The 17,352-nt window shown below is 69.2% G+C and carries 13 protein-coding genes; 7 read left to right on the forward strand and 6 right to left on the reverse strand.

Features of this window, described 5'->3' with window-relative positions:
• Nucleotides 1-120: 120 nt before the first annotated feature.
• A complete protein-coding gene (locus GP2_RS08915) occupies nt 121-3,984 on the forward strand; it encodes a Pls/PosA family non-ribosomal peptide synthetase (protein WP_006900167.1) in 3,864 nt (1,287 codons plus the stop codon).
• Between the two features lie 151 nt (nt 3,985-4,135).
• On the opposite strand, the gene GP2_RS08920 is transcribed toward GP2_RS08915, so the two are convergent.
• The gene (locus GP2_RS08920) at nt 4,136-4,717 is read right to left on the reverse strand and encodes an HdeD family acid-resistance protein (protein WP_006900168.1); all 582 of its coding nucleotides are present in this window, start codon (nt 4,715-4,717) and stop codon (nt 4,136-4,138) included.
• Nucleotides 4,718-4,805: 88 nt separating this feature from the next.
• Between GP2_RS08920 and GP2_RS08925 the strand changes: the two genes are divergently transcribed.
• Both GP2_RS08925 and GP2_RS08930 read left to right on the forward strand, forming a co-directional pair.
• Nucleotides 4,806-5,672 carry a thioesterase family protein gene (locus tag GP2_RS08925; protein ID WP_006900169.1) on the forward strand — a complete coding sequence of 289 codons (867 nt, stop codon included), beginning with the start codon at nt 4,806-4,808 and terminating at the stop codon, nt 5,670-5,672.
• 70 nt (nt 5,673-5,742) lie between these two features.
• Entirely contained in the window at nt 5,743-6,810 is a 1,068-nt protein-coding gene (locus GP2_RS08930; protein ID WP_006900170.1) for a glycoside hydrolase family 183 protein, read from the forward strand.
• A gap of 51 nt (nt 6,811-6,861) precedes the next feature.
• Here the strand turns inward: GP2_RS08930 and GP2_RS21160 are convergent, their stop codons facing one another.
• Nucleotides 6,862-7,560 (reverse strand): DUF305 domain-containing protein, encoded by a 699-nt coding sequence (locus GP2_RS21160; protein WP_006900171.1) that lies wholly within the window; start codon nt 7,558-7,560, stop codon nt 6,862-6,864.
• 133 nt (nt 7,561-7,693) lie between these two features.
• Complete coding sequence (locus GP2_RS08940) at nt 7,694-8,854, reverse strand: phosphatase PAP2 family protein (RefSeq protein WP_373278930.1); 1,161 nt, start codon at nt 8,852-8,854, stop codon at nt 7,694-7,696.
• A gap of 361 nt (nt 8,855-9,215) precedes the next feature.
• Between GP2_RS08940 and GP2_RS08945 the strand changes: the two genes are divergently transcribed.
• From GP2_RS08945 to GP2_RS08960, 4 genes are all read left to right on the forward strand, one after another.
• Nucleotides 9,216-9,431, forward strand: a complete 216-nt coding sequence (locus tag GP2_RS08945; RefSeq protein ID WP_006900173.1) for a hypothetical protein — start codon at nt 9,216-9,218, stop codon at nt 9,429-9,431.
• A gap of 56 nt (nt 9,432-9,487) precedes the next feature.
• Nucleotides 9,488-10,258, forward strand: coding sequence for a deoxyribonuclease IV (locus GP2_RS08950; RefSeq protein ID WP_006900174.1), 771 nt, complete (start codon nt 9,488-9,490; stop codon nt 10,256-10,258).
• Between the two features lie 274 nt (nt 10,259-10,532).
• Nucleotides 10,533-12,365 carry an acyl-CoA dehydrogenase gene (locus tag GP2_RS08955; protein WP_006900175.1) on the forward strand — a complete coding sequence of 611 codons (1,833 nt, stop codon included), beginning with the start codon at nt 10,533-10,535 and terminating at the stop codon, nt 12,363-12,365.
• Between the two features lie 188 nt (nt 12,366-12,553).
• A complete protein-coding gene (locus tag GP2_RS08960) occupies nt 12,554-13,609 on the forward strand; it encodes a zinc-dependent alcohol dehydrogenase family protein (protein WP_006900176.1) in 1,056 nt (351 codons plus the stop codon).
• A gap of 22 nt (nt 13,610-13,631) precedes the next feature.
• On the opposite strand, the gene GP2_RS08965 is transcribed toward GP2_RS08960, so the two are convergent.
• From GP2_RS08965 to GP2_RS08975, 3 genes are all read right to left on the reverse strand, one after another.
• Nucleotides 13,632-14,405: an LppU/SCO3897 family protein gene (locus GP2_RS08965; RefSeq protein WP_040526670.1), complete on the reverse strand. Its 774-nt coding sequence runs from the start codon at nt 14,403-14,405 to the stop codon at nt 13,632-13,634.
• A 156-nt stretch (nt 14,406-14,561) separates the two neighbouring features.
• On the reverse strand, nt 14,562-15,341 hold the full coding sequence (locus GP2_RS08970; protein ID WP_040526671.1) for an SDR family NAD(P)-dependent oxidoreductase: 780 nt from the start codon (nt 15,339-15,341) through the stop codon (nt 14,562-14,564).
• Between the two features lie 82 nt (nt 15,342-15,423).
• Complete coding sequence (locus GP2_RS08975; RefSeq protein WP_174320712.1) at nt 15,424-17,121, reverse strand: VanW family protein; 1,698 nt, start codon at nt 17,119-17,121, stop codon at nt 15,424-15,426.
• Nucleotides 17,122-17,352: the final 231 nt, after the last annotated feature.

Consider the following 17,352-nt stretch of genomic DNA (forward strand, 5'->3'; position numbering starts at 1 on the left):
CACCCATGAATAACCGGTAAACGGATTGCAAAACCTGCAGCCGGTCGACGCCGAGTGTGTTCGGCCTGCTCCGGTGGCCGCTATATTCTCGAAGCCGTGACGAGACGGTGGGTGTGACGCGTGCGGATCCCCCCTCGATTCCTGCTGTCGGCTCAGGCCGACGAGCCGCGCACCCTGTGCGACATCCTCCTCGCGACCGCCGAGGCACACCCGGACGCCGCCGCCGTCGACGACGGCGAGGTGGTCCTCTCCTACAGCCAGCTGCTCGCGCTGATCCGACGGACGACAACCCGCCTGGCCGCCGTCGGCGTCGGTCACGGCAGCCGCGTCGGGATACGCATGCCGTCCGGCTCGCACGGCCTCTACGTCACCATCCTCGCGACGCTCTTCGCCGGGGCCGCCTACGTCCCCGTCGACGCCGACGACCCCGACGAGCGTGCCGAACTGGTCTTCGGCGAGGCGGGCGTCGACGCGATCGTCGATGCCGACGGCCCGCGCGCGGTGACGACCTCCGCGGTCCCGGGCACGCCGGCGCGCCCCGCCCCCGACGACGATGCGTGGATCATCTTCACCTCCGGCTCCACCGGCACCCCGAAGGGCGTCGCGGTCACGCACCGCAACGCGGCCGCCTTCGTCGACGCCGAGGCAGACCTGTTCCTGCGCGAACAGCCGATCGGCCCGGGCGACCGCGTCCTCGCGGGCCTCTCGGTCGCCTTCGACGCATCCTGCGAGGAGATGTGGCTGGCCTGGCGGAACGGGGCCTGCCTGGTCCCCGCGCCGCGGTCGCTGGTGCGCAGCGGAGTGGACCTCGGCCCGTGGCTCGTGGCCCGGGACATCACCGTCGTCTCGACCGTCCCGACCCTCGCCTCGCTGTGGCCGCCGGAGGCCCTGGAAGCGGTGCGCCTGCTGATCTTCGGCGGCGAGGCGTGCCCGCCCGAGCTCGCCGACCGGCTCGCGGTGCCCGGGCGCGAGGTGTGGAACACCTACGGCCCCACCGAGGCGACGGTCGTCGCCTGCGCTGCACCCCTGGGCGGGGACGGCCCGGTGCGTATCGGGTTGCCTCTGCGCGGTTGGGATCTCGCCGTCGTCGACGCCGACGGCAACCCGGTGGCCGAGGGCGAGGTCGGCGAACTGGTGATCGGCGGCGTCGGCCTGGCCCGGTACCTGGACCCGGCCAAGGACGCCGAGAAGTACGCCCCCATGCCGACGCTGGGATGGGAACGCGCTTATCGCAGCGGCGATCTCGTGAAGCTCGACCCGGACGGACTCGTCTTCGTGGGCCGGGCCGACGACCAGGTGAAGGTGGGCGGGCGGCGCATCGAGCTCGGCGAGATCGACAGCGCGCTCCAACACCTGCCCGGCGTCAGCGGCGCAGCGGCCGCGGTACGCAGATCCGCTGCCGGCAACAGCCTGCTCGTCGGCTATCTGGTCTCCGCGGATCCCGACTTCGACGTCTCGGCGGCCCACGCCGAGCTCACCCGGCACCTGCCCGCCGCGATGGTGCCGACCCTCGCGCTGGTCGACGAACTGCCCACGCGCACTTCGGGGAAGGTCGACCGCGATGCGTTGCCGTGGCCCCTGCCGGGCAGCAGCGGACCGGTCGACGACGATGTGGAACTCGGCGAGACCGAGCTGTGGCTGGCCGGACTGTGGACCGATGTCCTCGGCGTGCGCGTCGCGCATCCCGACGCCGACTTCTTCGCCGAGGGCGGGGGTTCGCTCGCCGCGGCCCAGCTGGTGACCGCGATCCGCGAGCGGCATCCCGACGTCTCCGTCGCCGACCTCTACGACCACCCGCGCCTGGGATCGATGGCCGAGATGCTCGACGCGCGCACGCCGACCACCAACGTCCGGGAGCGGCGGGTCTCGCCCACCCCGCGCGCCGCCGGCATCGCACAACTCGCGCTCTCCGTGCCGCTGACGACCCTGACAGGCCTGCAGTGGGCGACCTGGCTCGGCATCGTGAACAACGTCGCCGGCGCGGTCGCCGAGCGCCTCGACCGCCGGATTCCGTGGCTGGTCGAGGTGGACTGGTGGATTCTGTTGCTCGCGTTCCTGCTCTTCATCACCCCGCCGGGCCGGATGTGCGTCGCCGCCCTGGGCTCCCGCCTGCTCCTGCGGGGCCTGATGCCCGGGGAGTATCCGCGGGGCGGACGTGTGCATGTTCGGCTGTGGGTCGCCGAACGCCTCCTGGACGCCAGCGGTGCGGCCAACCTGTCCGGGGCGCCCTGGATGATCTACCTCGCCCGCGCGCTCGGGGCGCGGATCGGCCGGGGCGTCGACCTGCACTCGATCCCGCCCGTCACCGGGATGCTGACCGTCGGCGACGGCGCGTCCATCGAACCCGAGGTCGATCTCGCCGGATGGTGGATCGACGGCGACACCGTCCACATCGGCGAGATCGCGGTGAAACGCGGCGCCACGATCGGCGCGCGCTCGACGCTGATGCCGGGGGCGGTCGTCGGGCGGGATGCCGTGGTGGCGCCCGGTTCCGCGGTGTTCGGCCGGGTGAAGGCCCGGCAGCACTGGGCCGGTTCCCCGGCGGTGAAGGCCGGGAAGGCGCAACGGCCATGGCCGGCACACCGCCCGCCGCGGGCACGCCACTGGGTCCCGGTGTACGGGGCGTCGTCGCTGGCCCTGGCCGCGATCCCTCTGGTCTCCCTCGGAGCGGGCCTGGCGGTGATGGGTTCGTGGGCGATCTCCGCGGACACCCTGGGCGGCGCCGCAGTGCGCGCGCTCGCGCTGCTGCCCGCCGCGACGCTGACGAGTCTCGCGGTGTTCGCCGCGATCACCGTCGTGCTGGTGCGTCTCGCATCGCTCGGGCTGTCGACCGGGTACCACCCGGTCCGCTCGCGCGTCGGCTGGCAGGTCTGGCTGACCGAGCGTCTCCTCGACTCTGCCCGCACCTATCTGTTCCCGCTCTACGCGAGCCTGCTGACGCCGCTGTGGTTCCGCGTCCTGGGCGCGAGAGTCGGTGTCGGGACCGAGATCTCGACCGCACTGGTCCTGCCCCGTTTCACCACGATCGGCGACGGCGCGTTCCTCGCCGACGACACCATGGTCGCGTCGTACGAGCTCGGCGGCGGGTGGATGCATGTCGACGAGGCGAAGATCGGCAAGCGGTCGTTCCTGGGGAACTCGGGCATGACCGGGCCGGGCCGGAAGGTGCCCAAGAACGGTCTGGTCGCGGTGCTCTCGGCGACGCCGTCGAGGGCGAAGTCGGGCTCGAGCTGGCTGGGCAGCCCACCCGTCCGCCTGCGCCGCACCGCGGCCGAGGTCGACACCTCGCGCACATTCGACCCGCCCGCCCGGCTGAAGGTGGCGCGGGCGGTCATCGAGACCCTGCGGCTGATCCCGGTGATGGTGTCGTTCGGGATCGGCGTCGCGACCCTGTTCACGCTGCAACTGCTCGCACTCCACGTCCACGTCGCCGTCGCCGCGGTGCTGAGCGGGATCGTCCTGCTGGCGGCGGGCGCGGTGGCCTGTTGCGCCGCCGCGGCCGCGAAATGGCTTGTCGTCGGCCGCATCAGGGTCGGCGAGCATCCGCTGTGGTCGTCCTTCGTCTGGCGCAACGAGCTGTCGGACGCCTTCGTGGAGACGGTCGCCGCGCCGTGGTTCGCCAACGCCGCGACCGGCACCCCGATCCTCAACCTGTGGCTGCGGATGCTCGGCGCCCGGATCGGCCGCGGCGTCTGGTGCGAGACCTACTGGCTGCCCGAGGCCGACCTCGTCGAGCTCGGCGACGGCGCGACCGTGGCTCGCGGCTGCGTCGTGCAGACCCACCTGTTCCACGACCGGGTCATGGCGATCGACCGGGTGACCCTGGGCCCCGGGGCGACGCTTGGGCCCCACTGCGTGGCGCTCCCGGCCTCGGGACTGGGCGAATCCGCGACGGTCGGTCCGGCGTCGCTCGTCATGCGCGGCGACGTGGTGCCCGCGCACACACGCTGGCAGGGCAATCCGATCGCGCCCTGGGCGGAGTGAGACCCGGCACTGCACCCGACGCGACGCCGTCAGGGTGTCCGCCGCAGGCGGAACCCACCCGTGCGCGCGAAAAGGGCCTGGTGAGAATCATTCTCACCAGACCCTCTCGTGGCCGGCTACCCGGATTGCCGCGGCGACGCAGCGGCCGCGATCAGGCGGCCGGCGCCGCCGGGCCCTCGACCTTCTTGGGCAGCGTGAGCAGCGTCGCGATGGAGATCGCGACCAGCATGATGCCGCCGACCCAGGTGAGGACCTCGAGCGAGAACACCGGAAGGATGAGCATCACGATGCCGGCGATGACCGAGACGATGCCCGACAGGATCAGGTACCAGGTGGGGCTGTGGCCGGACTTGGTGATCGCGGCGTAGAGGTCGGAGAAGCCCTGGAAGATCCAGCCGATGCCGATGAACACGGCGAGCAGCCAGAGGGCGTCGCCCGGGCTGAACAGCGCGATCACACCGGCGACCAGGATGATCAGGCCGATGATGCCCAGGAGCACGCGTGTGCCGGTCCCCAGGAACGACGCCGCGAACGCCTGGTAGACGCGGAAGACGCCGGTGATGATCAGCGAGATGGCGAACAGGATCGCCACGACGAGGATCGTCGGCCCCGGCCAGACGATCGCGACGATGCCCAGGACGATGCCCACGATCGAGGTGACGATCAGGGAAGTCCGTAGCGCGCCGATCATCTCGTCGGGGAAGAACTTGTTGTACGCCGTCGCGAAAGTCATGGTCGAAGCGTATCCCGCAGTCGGTCCGATGACGCCGATCAAGGGGGTGCATGGCACAAACTGGGCCCCGGCCCGGTAGTAAAGAACGGTGACCTCGATCGCCTTTTTCGACACCGTCGACGGCCCGTCCGGCGAGACCCGGTACGAACCCACCCCGTTCTCGCGCAGCGCCTGGTCTCCCGATGCGGTCACCGGGCCGGCGGTGTGCGGCCTCGTGGCCTGGGCGGTCGAGGAGGAGTACGGCTCGGCCGAGTTCCTGCCGGCCCGCTGCACCATCGACATGTTCAAATCGGCGCGGTACCTGCCCACCTCCACGCGCAACCGACTCATCCGGTCCGGCGGCCGGATCCGGGTCGTCGACACCGAGATCGTGCAGCATCCCGCCGACGGCGAGGAGTTCACCGTGGCGCGCGGGACGACGGTGTTCCTCAAGTCCTCCACCAACCCGCCCGGACAACGGTGGCACCGGCCGGCCGAGTGGGTCACCTTCCGGCCGCCCGAATCCGACCCCGAGGGCCACTGGCCGCTGTTCTCCTCCGACTCCCCCGACGGCGCGCTCGGCGACTGGGACCCGACGATGGGCAATCACCAGAACGGCAACCGCAAGCGTCTCTGGACCCGGGCGGTCCCGGTGCTCCCGGGTGCCGAGCCCACCCCGTTCCAGCGGGCCGTCATCAGCGCAGAGTCGGCCAGCCTGATCAGCAACTGGGGCACCACCGGCATCGGCTTCATCAACTGCGACCTCACCGTGGCCATCAGCCGCCTCCCCCGCGGCGAGCGGGTCGGCGTCGAGGCCGATTTCCACGTCGAGGACGACGGGATCTCGGTGAGCAACACCGGCCTCTACGACCGGGACGGGATGTTCGGCACCGCCCTGGTGACCGCGGTGAACAACGCTGCGGCACAGATCGACTTCACGAAGGTGGACACCACGAAGCGCTATCGCGAAGGGTGAGCGCACCCGATTCGTTAGTCCTCATAAATACCCCTTCCGGTCTGCTCAGGTCTTGATAAGGTCACGTCCCATGACACGGAGCGCTCGTCGACTGTTCCTGGGTCTGCTCGTCGCTGCACTCGCCACCGCCCTGACGGTCACGGTCGGGGCCTCGCCGGCGCACGCGCAACGTCACGCGGCCGGGCCGGCGTCGATGGTCGCGCGGTTGACGGGCCCGTTCGCGATGAACGACACCATCGGCCGGTTCAACATCGTCGGCACCGATCTCGGCATCATGTGGGACAACGGCCGTGGCGAGATCCTGACGGCGTTCGGCGACACCCAGTCCTTCAACGGATGGTCGCTGCTGTATGGCGAGCTGTTCTACTGGCGATCCAACGTCCTGCTGCGCAGCACCGACCGGTACCTCGCCGACGGCATGACGTTCACCTCCCACGCCGGCCGCCCCGGGCACGCGAAGCGGCTGCTGAAGCCGAACGTCAAGCGCGAGGTCACCATCATCCCGACCGCGGGCGTGGCGGCCAACGGCAAGCAGTACATGACCGTGATGTCAGTCAAGCGGTGGGATCAGCCGGGCATCTGGACGACCAACTGGTCGGGCCTCGTCGTCTCCGACGACAACGGCGAGAACTGGCGCGCGGTGAACGCCTTCCGCCCGAACGGGGGCGGGAACACGAAGTTCCAGATGGGCGCCTTCCTCAAGGTCGGCAGCACCGTCTACTACTACGGCACCCCCGACGGGCGTTGGGGCGCGGTCTATCTCGCGCGCGTCGACGAGAAGGACATCGAGAACCTCGGGAAGTGGCAGTACTTCTCGTACGGGCGGTGGGTTCCGAACAATCCCGGTGCCGCGACTCCGGTCATGAGCGCCCCGACCGGTGAGTTGTCGGTGGCCTGGAACGATTACCTCGGCAAGTACGTGTCCCTGGCGAGCAAGGACACCGGAGTCATCCTCCGGACCGCGCAGAACCCGTGGGGCCCCTGGTCTTCCGGTGAACTCGTGGTGCCCTCGACCAACCCATACACGGGCTACGCGCCCTACATCCACCCGTGGTCGAAGGGCCGCGACCTGTACTTCACCTACTCGGTCTGGGTCGGCTACCAGGTCTACCTGATGCGCCTGCCGCTCAAGCGCTGACACGAGCCACTCGGAGACACCGGACCGAGGCCGCGACCACGCCGAGGCCCGTCACCGGCCGAGCATCTTCTCCATCTGGTCGATCTCGGCCTGCTGGGTCGTCTTGACCTGCTCCGCGAGACGCCTGGTCGCCGGGTTCTCGCCCTCGGCCAGCTCCTCGTCGGCCATCTCGATGGCGCCGCGGTGATGGCGGATCATGCCCTCGAGCCAGAGTCGGTCGAACTCGGCGCCGCGAGCGGCGCGCAGGGCCGCCATCTGCTCGGCGGTCATCATGCCGGCCATGGCACCGGCGTGCGGGCCGTGCTGCATGTGCCCGTCTTCTCCATGGTCGTCGTCATGGTCGGGCACGGCGACGCCCCATGCCCGGAGACGATCGGTCATCTGGTCGATCTCGTTCTCCTGCGCGTCCTCGATCCGGTCCGCGAGGGCGATGAGTTCCGCGTTGTCGGTGCGTCCCTCGACCAGCTCCGCCATCTCGACCGCCTGCATGTGGTGGACGATCATCGTGCTGGTGAACTCGACGTCGGCCTGGTTGTGGGACGAGGCCCCCGGCGTCGACGCCCCCGGCGAGGACACGACCGCCGACGAGGGTCCGGCACCGGCCGTGACGGTCGGGGTCGTGACGGTGGACGTCGCCGTCCGGTCCGACGACTCCTGATCGGGGGAGCATCCGGCGACGACGAGCGCCGCTGCCGCGATCCCGATCAGCCCGGCGTGGCGACGGCTTCGTGCGGTGTCGAGTGGGGTCATGGTTCTTCCTCGTTGCCTGTCCGACGGTGCGCGAGACGCGGCGTCGGAGCACACCGGCCTCGCCTCCAAAGGGTAACCGCGAACCCCCGGCGGCAAACGCGGTCCGGACCCTCGAGGCGCTGTGGAACGGCCCTCAGGCGTGCGTCGTCACCTTCTCGGCGTCGGGGTCCTCGTCGTCGGAGGAATCGGCCGGCGGCGTCGCGGGACCGGCCGCAGCGCCTGCGGCGGCCGCCTCTTCCCGTCGTTTCTGCCTCGGTATCAGCCACTTCCAGTCGATGAACCGGTAGGCGGCGATGACCGCCGCGGCCAGCGCCCACCCGAGCACGATGTCGAAGATGTAGTGCTCGGCGCTGTAGACCAGGGCGAACGCCATGGCCAGTGCGTAGCCCATGTACAGCGTCTTCCCGAGGGCTTTCACCCGCGGCCACATGAACAGGGCCAACAGCATGGTCAGGCCGGCGTGCAGCGACGGGATCGCCGCGACCAGGTTGGACTTGCCCTGCCCCAGCGTGACGAGCTGCGACGCCATGTGGATGTTGAGGTAGTTCCAGCCGCGCGCGGAGATGCGCTCGACGTACGGCTCGGCGTCGGGATGCGCGGGTTCCAGCGGCCCGAGCAGACCGCCGGGCTCGGCAGCCTGCGGCGAGTACATGCAGATCGGATCACGCGGATAGTCCTGCACCTCGACGGCGGTGCATCGCGCGGCCGCCCAGGGCGGGGCACCCGGAACGAGGGTGTAGCCGACCAGCGCGAGGAACGTCGTCGCCACGAAGCAGGCGGCGTACCGACGCCAGGCCGCACGGTCCTTCAGCCACAGCCAGGCGGCCACGGCGTACGGGACGATGAAATACGACATGTAGACGACGCTGACGATGACCTCCCACCAGGGCGGCGAGGCCTGCTTGAGCTGTTCCTGCAGCAGCGCGGTCGGGGTCCGGCCGCCGAACAGCCAGGCGTCGAAGTCGATCGCGAGATTCCAGTGCGTCGGCATGCCGACGATCCGGGCGATGTCGCGGGTCCAGTCGTAGAGGATGAGGACCAGGGCGAACGGCGCCCAGTCCTTGATGATGGTGATGAACTTGCGGCGCCCGATGCTCGCGGCCGCCAGGCCCAGGCACAGCAGGATGATGAGCCGGGTGCGATCCCACGCCACCCCGTAGAAGACGAAGTGCAGGGCGATCAGCACGACCCACGCGCCGATGGCGATCCGCCGGACCAGCGTCAGGTCGCGCCGACTCGCCGGATCGGACTCCATCTCCGAGGCCGCGGCGAGGTCGTCGAAGACCGATTCCATCTCCGGCGGATCGGATTCCGTCCGTTTCCCGTAGGAGGGGTTGGTCGACGGCAGCGTCGCCGGACTCGTGCCGTCTGGATTGCCTTCGCCACCGGATCCCGAGGACTCACCCGGTCGAGGGAAGCCCACCGACTCGTCAACACTCACCCGATACAGTCCGCCCGTCACACCCCGCAGGGCACCCGCTCGCTCACAACTTGCCGACAGTGTAGTGGGCGGCCCCGTCCCGGAGACGCCCGCTCACGACGCACACCCGCGCTGATCAGCGTTTCCGCGGAACGGACCCGTTTTCGAAGTGCGGTGGATCACACTGGGTGACAGAGTCTCGCGATCACATGACCGATCCACAGAGGAGGTCTCGGTGCCCAATCGCTACCTGCGCTACGGCGACCAGCGGTACATCATCACCAAGGAGGCGGAGGCACGACTCGACCGCACCCTCGAGGCGGTGTACGCCGACGGACCGCGCGGTCACCAGTGGCTGAACCTCTACCACGACAGCGAGGCCCCGTGCCGGGTCCTGATCGCCCCCGGGGTCCCGATCACCATCGAGACCGAGCCCGGACCGGGGGACTGACGGCGGCCGGCTCCCGCGCGTGACGGTGCCCGTCGCGAGGGCACTATCGTTGACCCATGCGCATCGGAGCTCATCTTCGCGAGGACACCGACCCCCTGGCCACGGCCGCCGAACTGGGCATCGACGTGTTCCAGATGTTCGTCACCGATCCGCAGAGCTGGAAGAAGCCGCAGCCGAATCCGCATGCGCAGGCCATCCGCGAGTCCGACGTCGACGTCGTCGTGCATTCCAGCTATCAAATCAACGTCGCGAGCCTGAACAACCGTCTGCGCATGCCGTCGCGCAAGGCCGTCGAGCAGCAGGCGGCCGCGGCCGCCGAACTCGGCGCCTTCGGCCTCGTCGTCCACGGCGGGCACCTGCGCGACGGCGAGGACTCCGCCGAGGGGTTCGCCAACTGGCGCAAGCTGTTCGACCGTCAGGTCGACAAGGGCGGCTTCGGCGTGCCGATCCTGATCGAGAACACCGCGGGCGGCGACCACGCGATGGCCCGCACCCTGGAGTCCATCGACCGCCTGTGGGAGGCCGTCGGCGACTTCGAGCAGGCCGGCTTCTGCCTCGACACCTGCCACGCCTGGGCCGGCGGCGAGGATCTCGTCGGCCTCGTCGAGCGGGTCAAGGAGATCACCGGCCGCATCGACCTGGTCCATCTCAACAACTCACGCGACGAGTTCGACTCCGGCCGCGACCGCCACGCGAACCTGCAGTCGGGGCAGATCGATCCCGAGGTGCTCGCCGCCGTCGCCAAGGCCGCCGACGCCCCGGTGATCCTGGAGACCCCGGCCGAGGGCATCCCGGCCGACCTCGAATACCTGCGCTCGGCGCTGTAGCGGCCTCCTCTTTCCCGAATCCGATCGACCACCGCTCCGACCGACACGCCGGAGCGGTGACGTCGCGTGCAATCGGCCCGTTCGACGGGCACAGATCACAAAAATCCCTGATTGATCCGGTGCCGGATCGGCGCTATCCTGCCGTTACCGGCGAGTAACTTAGCTCGAACCGAGACAGCTCGACCGCCCCCGGCCGGTACCCGATCATCCGGATGGGATCGGACCGGGAAGCGGCCATCCATCGATACGGGCCACACCAGAGAAGGAATCCACCATGGGCCACTACAAGAGCAATCTGCGCGACCTGCAGTTCAACCTCTTCGAACTGCTCCAGCTCGACAAGGTTCTCGAGTCGGGTGAGTTCGGCGACCTCGACCACGAGACCGCCGTCGACATGCTGCGCGAGGTCAAGGCGCTCGCCGAGGGCCCGATCGCGGAATCCTTCGCCGAGGCCGACCGCAATCCGCCGGTCTTCGACCCGGAGAACCACAGCGTCACCATCCCCGAGAGCTTCAAGAAGTCCTACAACGCCTTCATCGAGGGCGGCTGGGACAAGATCGGCATCGCCGAGGAGCTCGGCGGCCTGCCCGCCCCCCGTTCGCTCTACTGGGCGATCGGCGAGATGATCCTCGGCGCCAACCCGCCGGTGTTCATGTACGCCGCGGGCGCCGGCTTCTCCAACATCTTCTTCAACAACGGCACCGACGAGCAGAAGAAGTGGGCCGCCATCTGCGCCGAGCGCGGCTGGGGCGCCACCATGGTGCTGACCGAGCCCGACGCCGGCTCGGACGTGGGCGCCGGCCGCACCAAGGCGGTCCAGCAGGAGGACGGCTCCTGGCACATCGACGGTGTGAAGCGCTTCATCACCTCGGCCGACCAGGACATGACCGAGAACATCTTCCACCTCGTGCTCGCCCGCCCCGAGGGCGCCGGCCCGGGCACCAAGGGTCTGTCGCTGTTCTTCGTGCCGAAGTACCACTTCGACTTCGAGACCGGTGAGCTCGGCGAGCGCAACGGCGTCTTCGTCACCAACGTCGAGCACAAGATGGGCATCAAGGCCTCGGCCACCTGTGAGGTCACCTTCGGCCAGCACGGCATCCCGGCCAAGGGTTGGCTCGTCGGCGAGGTCCACAAGGGCATCGCACAGATGTTCGAGGTCATCGAGCACGCCCGCATGATGGTGGGCACCAAGGCCATCGCCACCCTGTCGACCGGCTACCTGAACGCTCTCGAGTTCGCCAAGGAGCGCGTCCAGGGTGCCGACATGACCCAGATGACCGACAAGACCGCCCCGCGCGTGACCATCACCCACCACCCGGACGTGCGTCGCTCACTCATGACCCAGAAGGCCTACGCCGAGGGTCTGCGTGCGGTCTACCTCTACACTGCGTCGCACCAGGATCCGGTTGCCGCGCAGATCGTCTCCGGCGCCGATGCCGAGATGGCGCACCGCGTCAATGACCTGCTGCTCCCGATCGTCAAGGGCGTCGGCTCCGAGCGCGCCTACGAGAAGCTCACCGAGTCGCTGCAGACCCTGGGTGGCTCCGGCTTCCTCCAGGACTACCCGATCGAGCAGTACATCCGTGACTCGAAGATCGACTCGCTGTACGAGGGCACCACTGCCATCCAGGCGCAGGACTTCTTCTTCCGCAAGATCATCCGCGACAAGGGCCAGGCCCTGGCGCACGTCGCCGGCGAGATCCAGAAGTTCATCGACTCCGAGGCCGGCAACGGCCGCCTGAAGACCGAGCGCGCTCTGCTGAAGACCGCCCTCGAGGACGTCCAGGCGATGGCCGCCTCCCTGACCAACCACCTGATGGCTGCTCAGGAGAACCCGTCCGAGCTGTACAAGATCGGCACCGGTTCGGTCCGCTTCCTGATGTCGGTCGGCGACCTGCTCATCGGCTGGCTGCTGCTGCGCCAGGCCGAGGTCGCCCTCGCCGCGCTCGACAACGGCGCGTCGGATGCCGACAAGGCCTTCTACGAGGGCAAGATCGCGGTGGCCACCTTCTTCGCGAAGAACATGCTGCCGCTGCTGACCTCGATCCGCACCGTCGTCGAGAACGTCGACAACGAAATCATGGAGCTCGACGAAGCCGCCTTCTGATCCGAGAAGTCGCTTCTGAGACATCCCAAGAGCGCCCCCGTCTGCGGACGGGGGCGCTCTTGCCATCCCGGGTTCCGGGCGTTGCGGTCTCGTTTCGATCCGGCCGACCGGCATCACCGTCGACGACGCACCGTCTAGCGTCGGACAGTGCAGGAACAGAAGGGGTCGGGGACGACACCAGGAGAGCTATGAAGGCACTCGTCTTCCACGGTCCGGGGAACAAGAGCTGGGACGACGTCCCGGAGCCGACGATCCTCGAACCCACCGACGTGATCGTCAAGATGGACGCCACCACGATCTGCGGGACCGATCTGCACATCCTCAAGGGCGATGTCCCCGCGGTCGAACCCGGACGCATCCTCGGACACGAGGGCGTCGGCACGATCACCGAGATCGGCCCGGCGGTGACGACGCTCGCCGTCGGCGACCAGGTCATCCTGTCGTGCATCTCGGCGTGCGGGAAGTGCGACTTCTGCAAACACGGCGTGCATTCCCACTGCCTCGGGAGCGAGGGAGCGTCGGGCATCGGCTGGATCTTCGGGCACCTAATCGACGGCACCCAGGCCGAGTACGTGCGCGTCCCCTACGCCGAGACCTCGGTCTACAAGCTGCCGCCCGGCGTCACCCCGGAACAGGGGGTCGTGCTCAGCGACATCCTGCCGACGGGACACGAGATCGGCATCCGCTACGGGCAGGTCGAGCCCGGCGACGTGGTGGCCGTGGTGGGTGCCGGTCCGGTGGGTCTGGCGACCATCGCGACCGCGGGCCTGTACGGGCCGAGCCGGGTGATCGCGATCGACATCGATCCGAATCGCGTCGAGCAGGCAAAGGCGTTCGGCGCCTCCGACGGCGTCGTATCGTCGGAGGCGGACTGGAAGGAGCAGGTCCTCGCGATGACCGACGGCCTCGGCGTCGACGTGGCCATCGAGGCGGTCGGGATTCCCCAGACCTTCCGGATGTGCCTCGACATCGTGCGCCCGGCCGGTCACGTCGCCAACGTCGGCGTCCACGGCGCTCCGGTGGAGTTCCCGATCCAGGACCTGTGGATCTCGAACATCACGGTGTCGACGGGTTTGGTCAACACCGACACCCTGGGGGTCCTGCTCAAGCTGGTGGCGCAGCGGCGCATCGATCCGGACCTGTTCGTCAGCCACCGCTTCGCGCTGGACGACATCCTCGAGGCCTACGACGTCTTCGGACGGGCCGCCGAGACCAAGGCGCTCAAGGTGGTGCTCCGGGCCTGAGCCCGCAGCGGCGGGCCGACGTTCATTCGAGGAGGCGGAGACAGTAGCCGGTCGGGGTCGGCTTCTCCGTGAAGTACTCGGCCTGCTCCTCGCTGCACTCGGGCATCCCAGAGACCTTGGACTCGACCTCGTAGTTCTCGCCCGCGCCGGTGGCGGGCGGCGACGAGCAGTCGATCTCGCGGACGTCGGCAAGGGCGTTGGTCTCCTTCGACGAGGGCAGGTGGTAGCAGCGTCCCTGCTGGTAGACATGCGCCAGGCAGAGCCCGTCCCTGGCCCACTTGCCGAAGCTGTCCGACGAGTCGCCCTCGCCGAACCAGAGTCGCGAGTAGTTCTTCGCGGCGCAGACGCCGGGATCGGCCTTGAGGGCCACCGCGAAGTGGAAGTCCGTGCTGTCGCAGGACACCTTCCGGACGACGGGTTCGTCCTCACCGGACACCGTGACGCATTCACCGACCGCGACGTCGTCGACACCCCAGACCCGGTCGCTCTTACCGGCCGCGACGACGAAGAGAACGACCCCGGTGACGACGACCGCGACGACGAGCAGCGCGGCCCCGCCGAGCACCCACCACAGCACGGTGTTCTTCTTCCTGGGCGGCGGCACCGGCGCGTGCGGTGGGTGACCCGGCCCCGGATATCCGGACGGGACCACGTACGGGCTTCCCGGCCCGGGTGCGCCCGCGTACCCGGGGTACGGACCCGGAGCGCCGGGCCGGCCCGGATACGGACCTCCCGGGGAGGGGTTGCCCGGATAGCCCTGGCCCGGCCGCCCGGGACCCTGCGGTGGAGTCGTCATGGTCGGGAGACTAGCGCTACCTCGGCGTCCGGTGACCGCACTGTTCACAGGCGGGTTCGGCAATGACAAACCCACCCGCCTTCCGTGGATTCTGCGGCCCGCTCGGGGGCGTGTGTACGGAAGAGGGGTGGGTTTGCAGCAGTGTCGGTTACCGAATCACTTCGGAGGCATCCGGATGCCGCCGTCGACGCGGATGACCTCGGCGTTCATGTAGCTGTTGGTGATCAGCTCGACGACCATCGAGGCGAGCTCGTCGGGCTGGCCCAGGCGATGCGGGAACAGGACCGACTCGCCCAGCTTGGCCTTGAACGCCTCGGCGGCCTCGCCCTCACCGTAGATCGGGGTGTCGATCAGGCCCGGGGCGATGGTGTTGACGCGGATGCCGACCGCGGCCAGGTCACGGGCGACCGGCAGGGTCATGCCGACGACGCCGCCCTTGGACGAGGAGTACGACGCCTGCCCGATCTGGCCGTCGAACGCGGCGACCGACGCCATGTTGACGATCGCGCCGCGCTCGCCGTAGGCGTCGAGCGGCTCGTTGCGGCTCATCGCGGTGGCGGCGAGCCGGATGAAGTCGAAGGTGCCGATCAGGTTGATCGCGATGACCTTCTTGTAGGCGTCCAGGTTGTGCGCCGAGGCGAACTCGCCGTCCTTGCCGATGGTGCGCTGCGCCCAGCCGATGCCGGCCGAGTTGACCAGCGCACGCAGCGGGCCCAACTCGGTGGCCGCGTTGACGGCGGCCTCGATCTGCTCGGTCGAGGTCACGTCGACGCTGGCGAAGACGCCGCCGATCTCCTTGGCGAGCGCCTCGCCCTTCTCGGCGTTCAGGTCGGCGACGACGACCTTCGCACCCTTGGCCGCCAGCTGACGAGCCGACGCCGCGCCGATACCCGACGCCCCACCTGTGACGATTGCACTAGCTCCGTTGATATCCACGAGTCGCAATATATCGAACGTTAGTGAGATGCGGAACACATCGCCCGCGCCGTCTCAACACGGACCACATCCGCGGCGCCGGTCAGATGCACCTCACGATGGGTTCGGGCGCGTAGCGGACAGTCCGGGTGTTGCGGGTGATCTCCTGTCCCGTGCGGGCGTCGCGGACGATCCGGGTGTCCGAGGTGGTGAATCCCTTGCTCCCGCCGCTGGCGATGCAGTCGTCGCCCTTCGGCAGGGTGATCTTCTCCGGGTCGGTGTATCCGTACCGCTCGCCGGTGATCGACTCGACCTCGTAGGCCTTGGTCCCCCACAGGCGGACCGTCACCGCCGACGGCGACCAGCTGGTCTCGATGAGAACGCCGTGGCGGGTGTTGTTGCGGAACTTCAGGTCGATGGCGCCCTCGAAGACGGTCGCCTCGCGGGCCTCGGGATAGCGGGAGATGTAGTACGCGTGCTCGGTGTGTTCGATGTCCTCGAGGCCGGCGAAATACGTTGCGTTGTACAGCGTCGTCGCGAACTGCGAGATGCCGCCGCCGACGGCCGTCGCGGCGCGTCCGTTGTTGATGATCGTCGAGTCGACGTACCCCTGCGCGGCGCCGCGCGGGCCCGTGTGGCCGTTGAGCGAGAACACCTTTCCGGGCAGCACCAGCGCGCCGTCGACCTCGGCGGCGACGAGTCGGATGTTCTCGCCCGACGCGGAAGAGAACCCGCTGGTGGTGTATTCGCTGATCAGTTCCCGCACACCGAGTTTGCGGGCGGCCTCGGTGGTCAGCTTGGGCTTCACCTCGTCGTAGACGACGTCGACCCTGCGGTCGCTGCCGCGCGCGATCGCGCTCGACGCGAGGGCGTCGAGCGTCTTGGGCCAGTTGATCCTGGCGCCGTTGACCGCCGGGACGACCGTCGGCGCCCCGGTCTGCAAACTGAACCGCGCGCTGACCGCCGGCCGCTGCGACGGATCGAGGTCGGGGGACAGGATCTTCCGCGCGCGCTTCTCGTCGACGCTGGGGACGAGTCCACCCCGACCGTCCGGCACGAAGGTGAGGATCGACCCGATGTCGCCCGCCGGCACCTCGACCTCGCGTTTACGACGGTCGATCAGACGTAGCGGACCCGACGTCGCGCGGGTGGCCCCGCCGGCAACGGTGGCGTCGACGACCTGCGCGCTGACCGTGGGCGAGAACGGCTCCATCGGCATGTCGACGGGGCCGCCGTCGAGCCATCGGTCGACGAGGACCCGGGCGGCGGCGTCGCGCGCGATGCGTTCGCCGGGTGCGGGCTGATCGCCGACCGGCGTGGTGCCGTCGTAGTGCACGCCGCCCTCGACCGCGGCCTTCTCCAGCGCGGTCCGGTGCTCGTCGAGCGCGACATCCATGGCCGCACGGTCGAGGGTCACGACCGGCTCGACGTCCCGGCTGCGGCCCAGGAGTGCGGCCAGGCGGGTGACGGGATTGCGGGGTTGTTCCAGCAGACGTTCCCGCGTGGCGTCGGCGTCGAAGGACAGGCCCAGCGCATCGGGGGCGATCGCGGCCGTGCCCTCGGGCGTCCGGAGGACGACGGGTTGCTTCGACCGCGCGGTGAGTTCGTCGAGGACCGGCTGCAGGCCGGCGGTGTCCCGGTTACCGGCGCTGATCCCGCCGATGACGGCGCCGCGTGCGGAGTGATCGCGGGTGAGGACGAGATCGACGGCCAGTGCGAGGGTCAAGGCGACCACGACGGCGAGCAGCACGCGGACGGCGTTGCGCACTCGGCGGGCTCTAGTGGTCACGACTCCATCCATCACGGCTGACTGCCTGGGCCAGTCGGGTGTTGGTGGCCGGCGGAACGTCTGCTGCGCCGATCTCGTCCGGGGACGGGACCGGGCGTGCAAATATACAGGTGCTCCGGCCGAGCTGTCGGGTCGGGGGTCTGACAGCTCAGCCGGAGCTATATCCATACTTACGCCACTTGACGCGCTTGTACACCCCGGGTGGGATATTCCCGCCGAATATGTGACCAAAGACCCGTTTTC

The organism is Gordonia paraffinivorans NBRC 108238 (assembly GCF_000344155.1).
GTDB classification, from domain to species: Bacteria; Actinomycetota; Actinomycetes; order Mycobacteriales; family Mycobacteriaceae; genus Gordonia; species Gordonia paraffinivorans.

Coding starts and splice junctions, on each gene's coding strand:
- GP2_RS08940 (WP_373278930.1), bottom strand. CDS start 8,854: ATGGAATCGGTCTTCGACGACCTCGCCGCGGCCTCGGAGATGGAGTCC.
- GP2_RS08975 (WP_174320712.1), bottom strand. CDS start 17,121: ATGGATGGAGTCGTGACCACTAGAGCCCGCCGAGTGCGCAACGCCGTC.
- GP2_RS08955 (WP_006900175.1), top strand. CDS start 10,533: ATGGGCCACTACAAGAGCAATCTGCGCGACCTGCAGTTCAACCTCTTC.
- GP2_RS08930 (WP_006900170.1), top strand. CDS start 5,743: ATGACACGGAGCGCTCGTCGACTGTTCCTGGGTCTGCTCGTCGCTGCA.
- GP2_RS08965 (WP_040526670.1), bottom strand. CDS start 14,405: ATGACGACTCCACCGCAGGGTCCCGGGCGGCCGGGCCAGGGCTATCCG.
- GP2_RS21160 (WP_006900171.1), bottom strand. CDS start 7,560: ATGACCCCACTCGACACCGCACGAAGCCGTCGCCACGCCGGGCTGATC.
- GP2_RS08950 (WP_006900174.1), top strand. CDS start 9,488: ATGCGCATCGGAGCTCATCTTCGCGAGGACACCGACCCCCTGGCCACG.
- GP2_RS08920 (WP_006900168.1), bottom strand. CDS start 4,717: ATGACTTTCGCGACGGCGTACAACAAGTTCTTCCCCGACGAGATGATC.
- GP2_RS08960 (WP_006900176.1), top strand. CDS start 12,554: ATGAAGGCACTCGTCTTCCACGGTCCGGGGAACAAGAGCTGGGACGAC.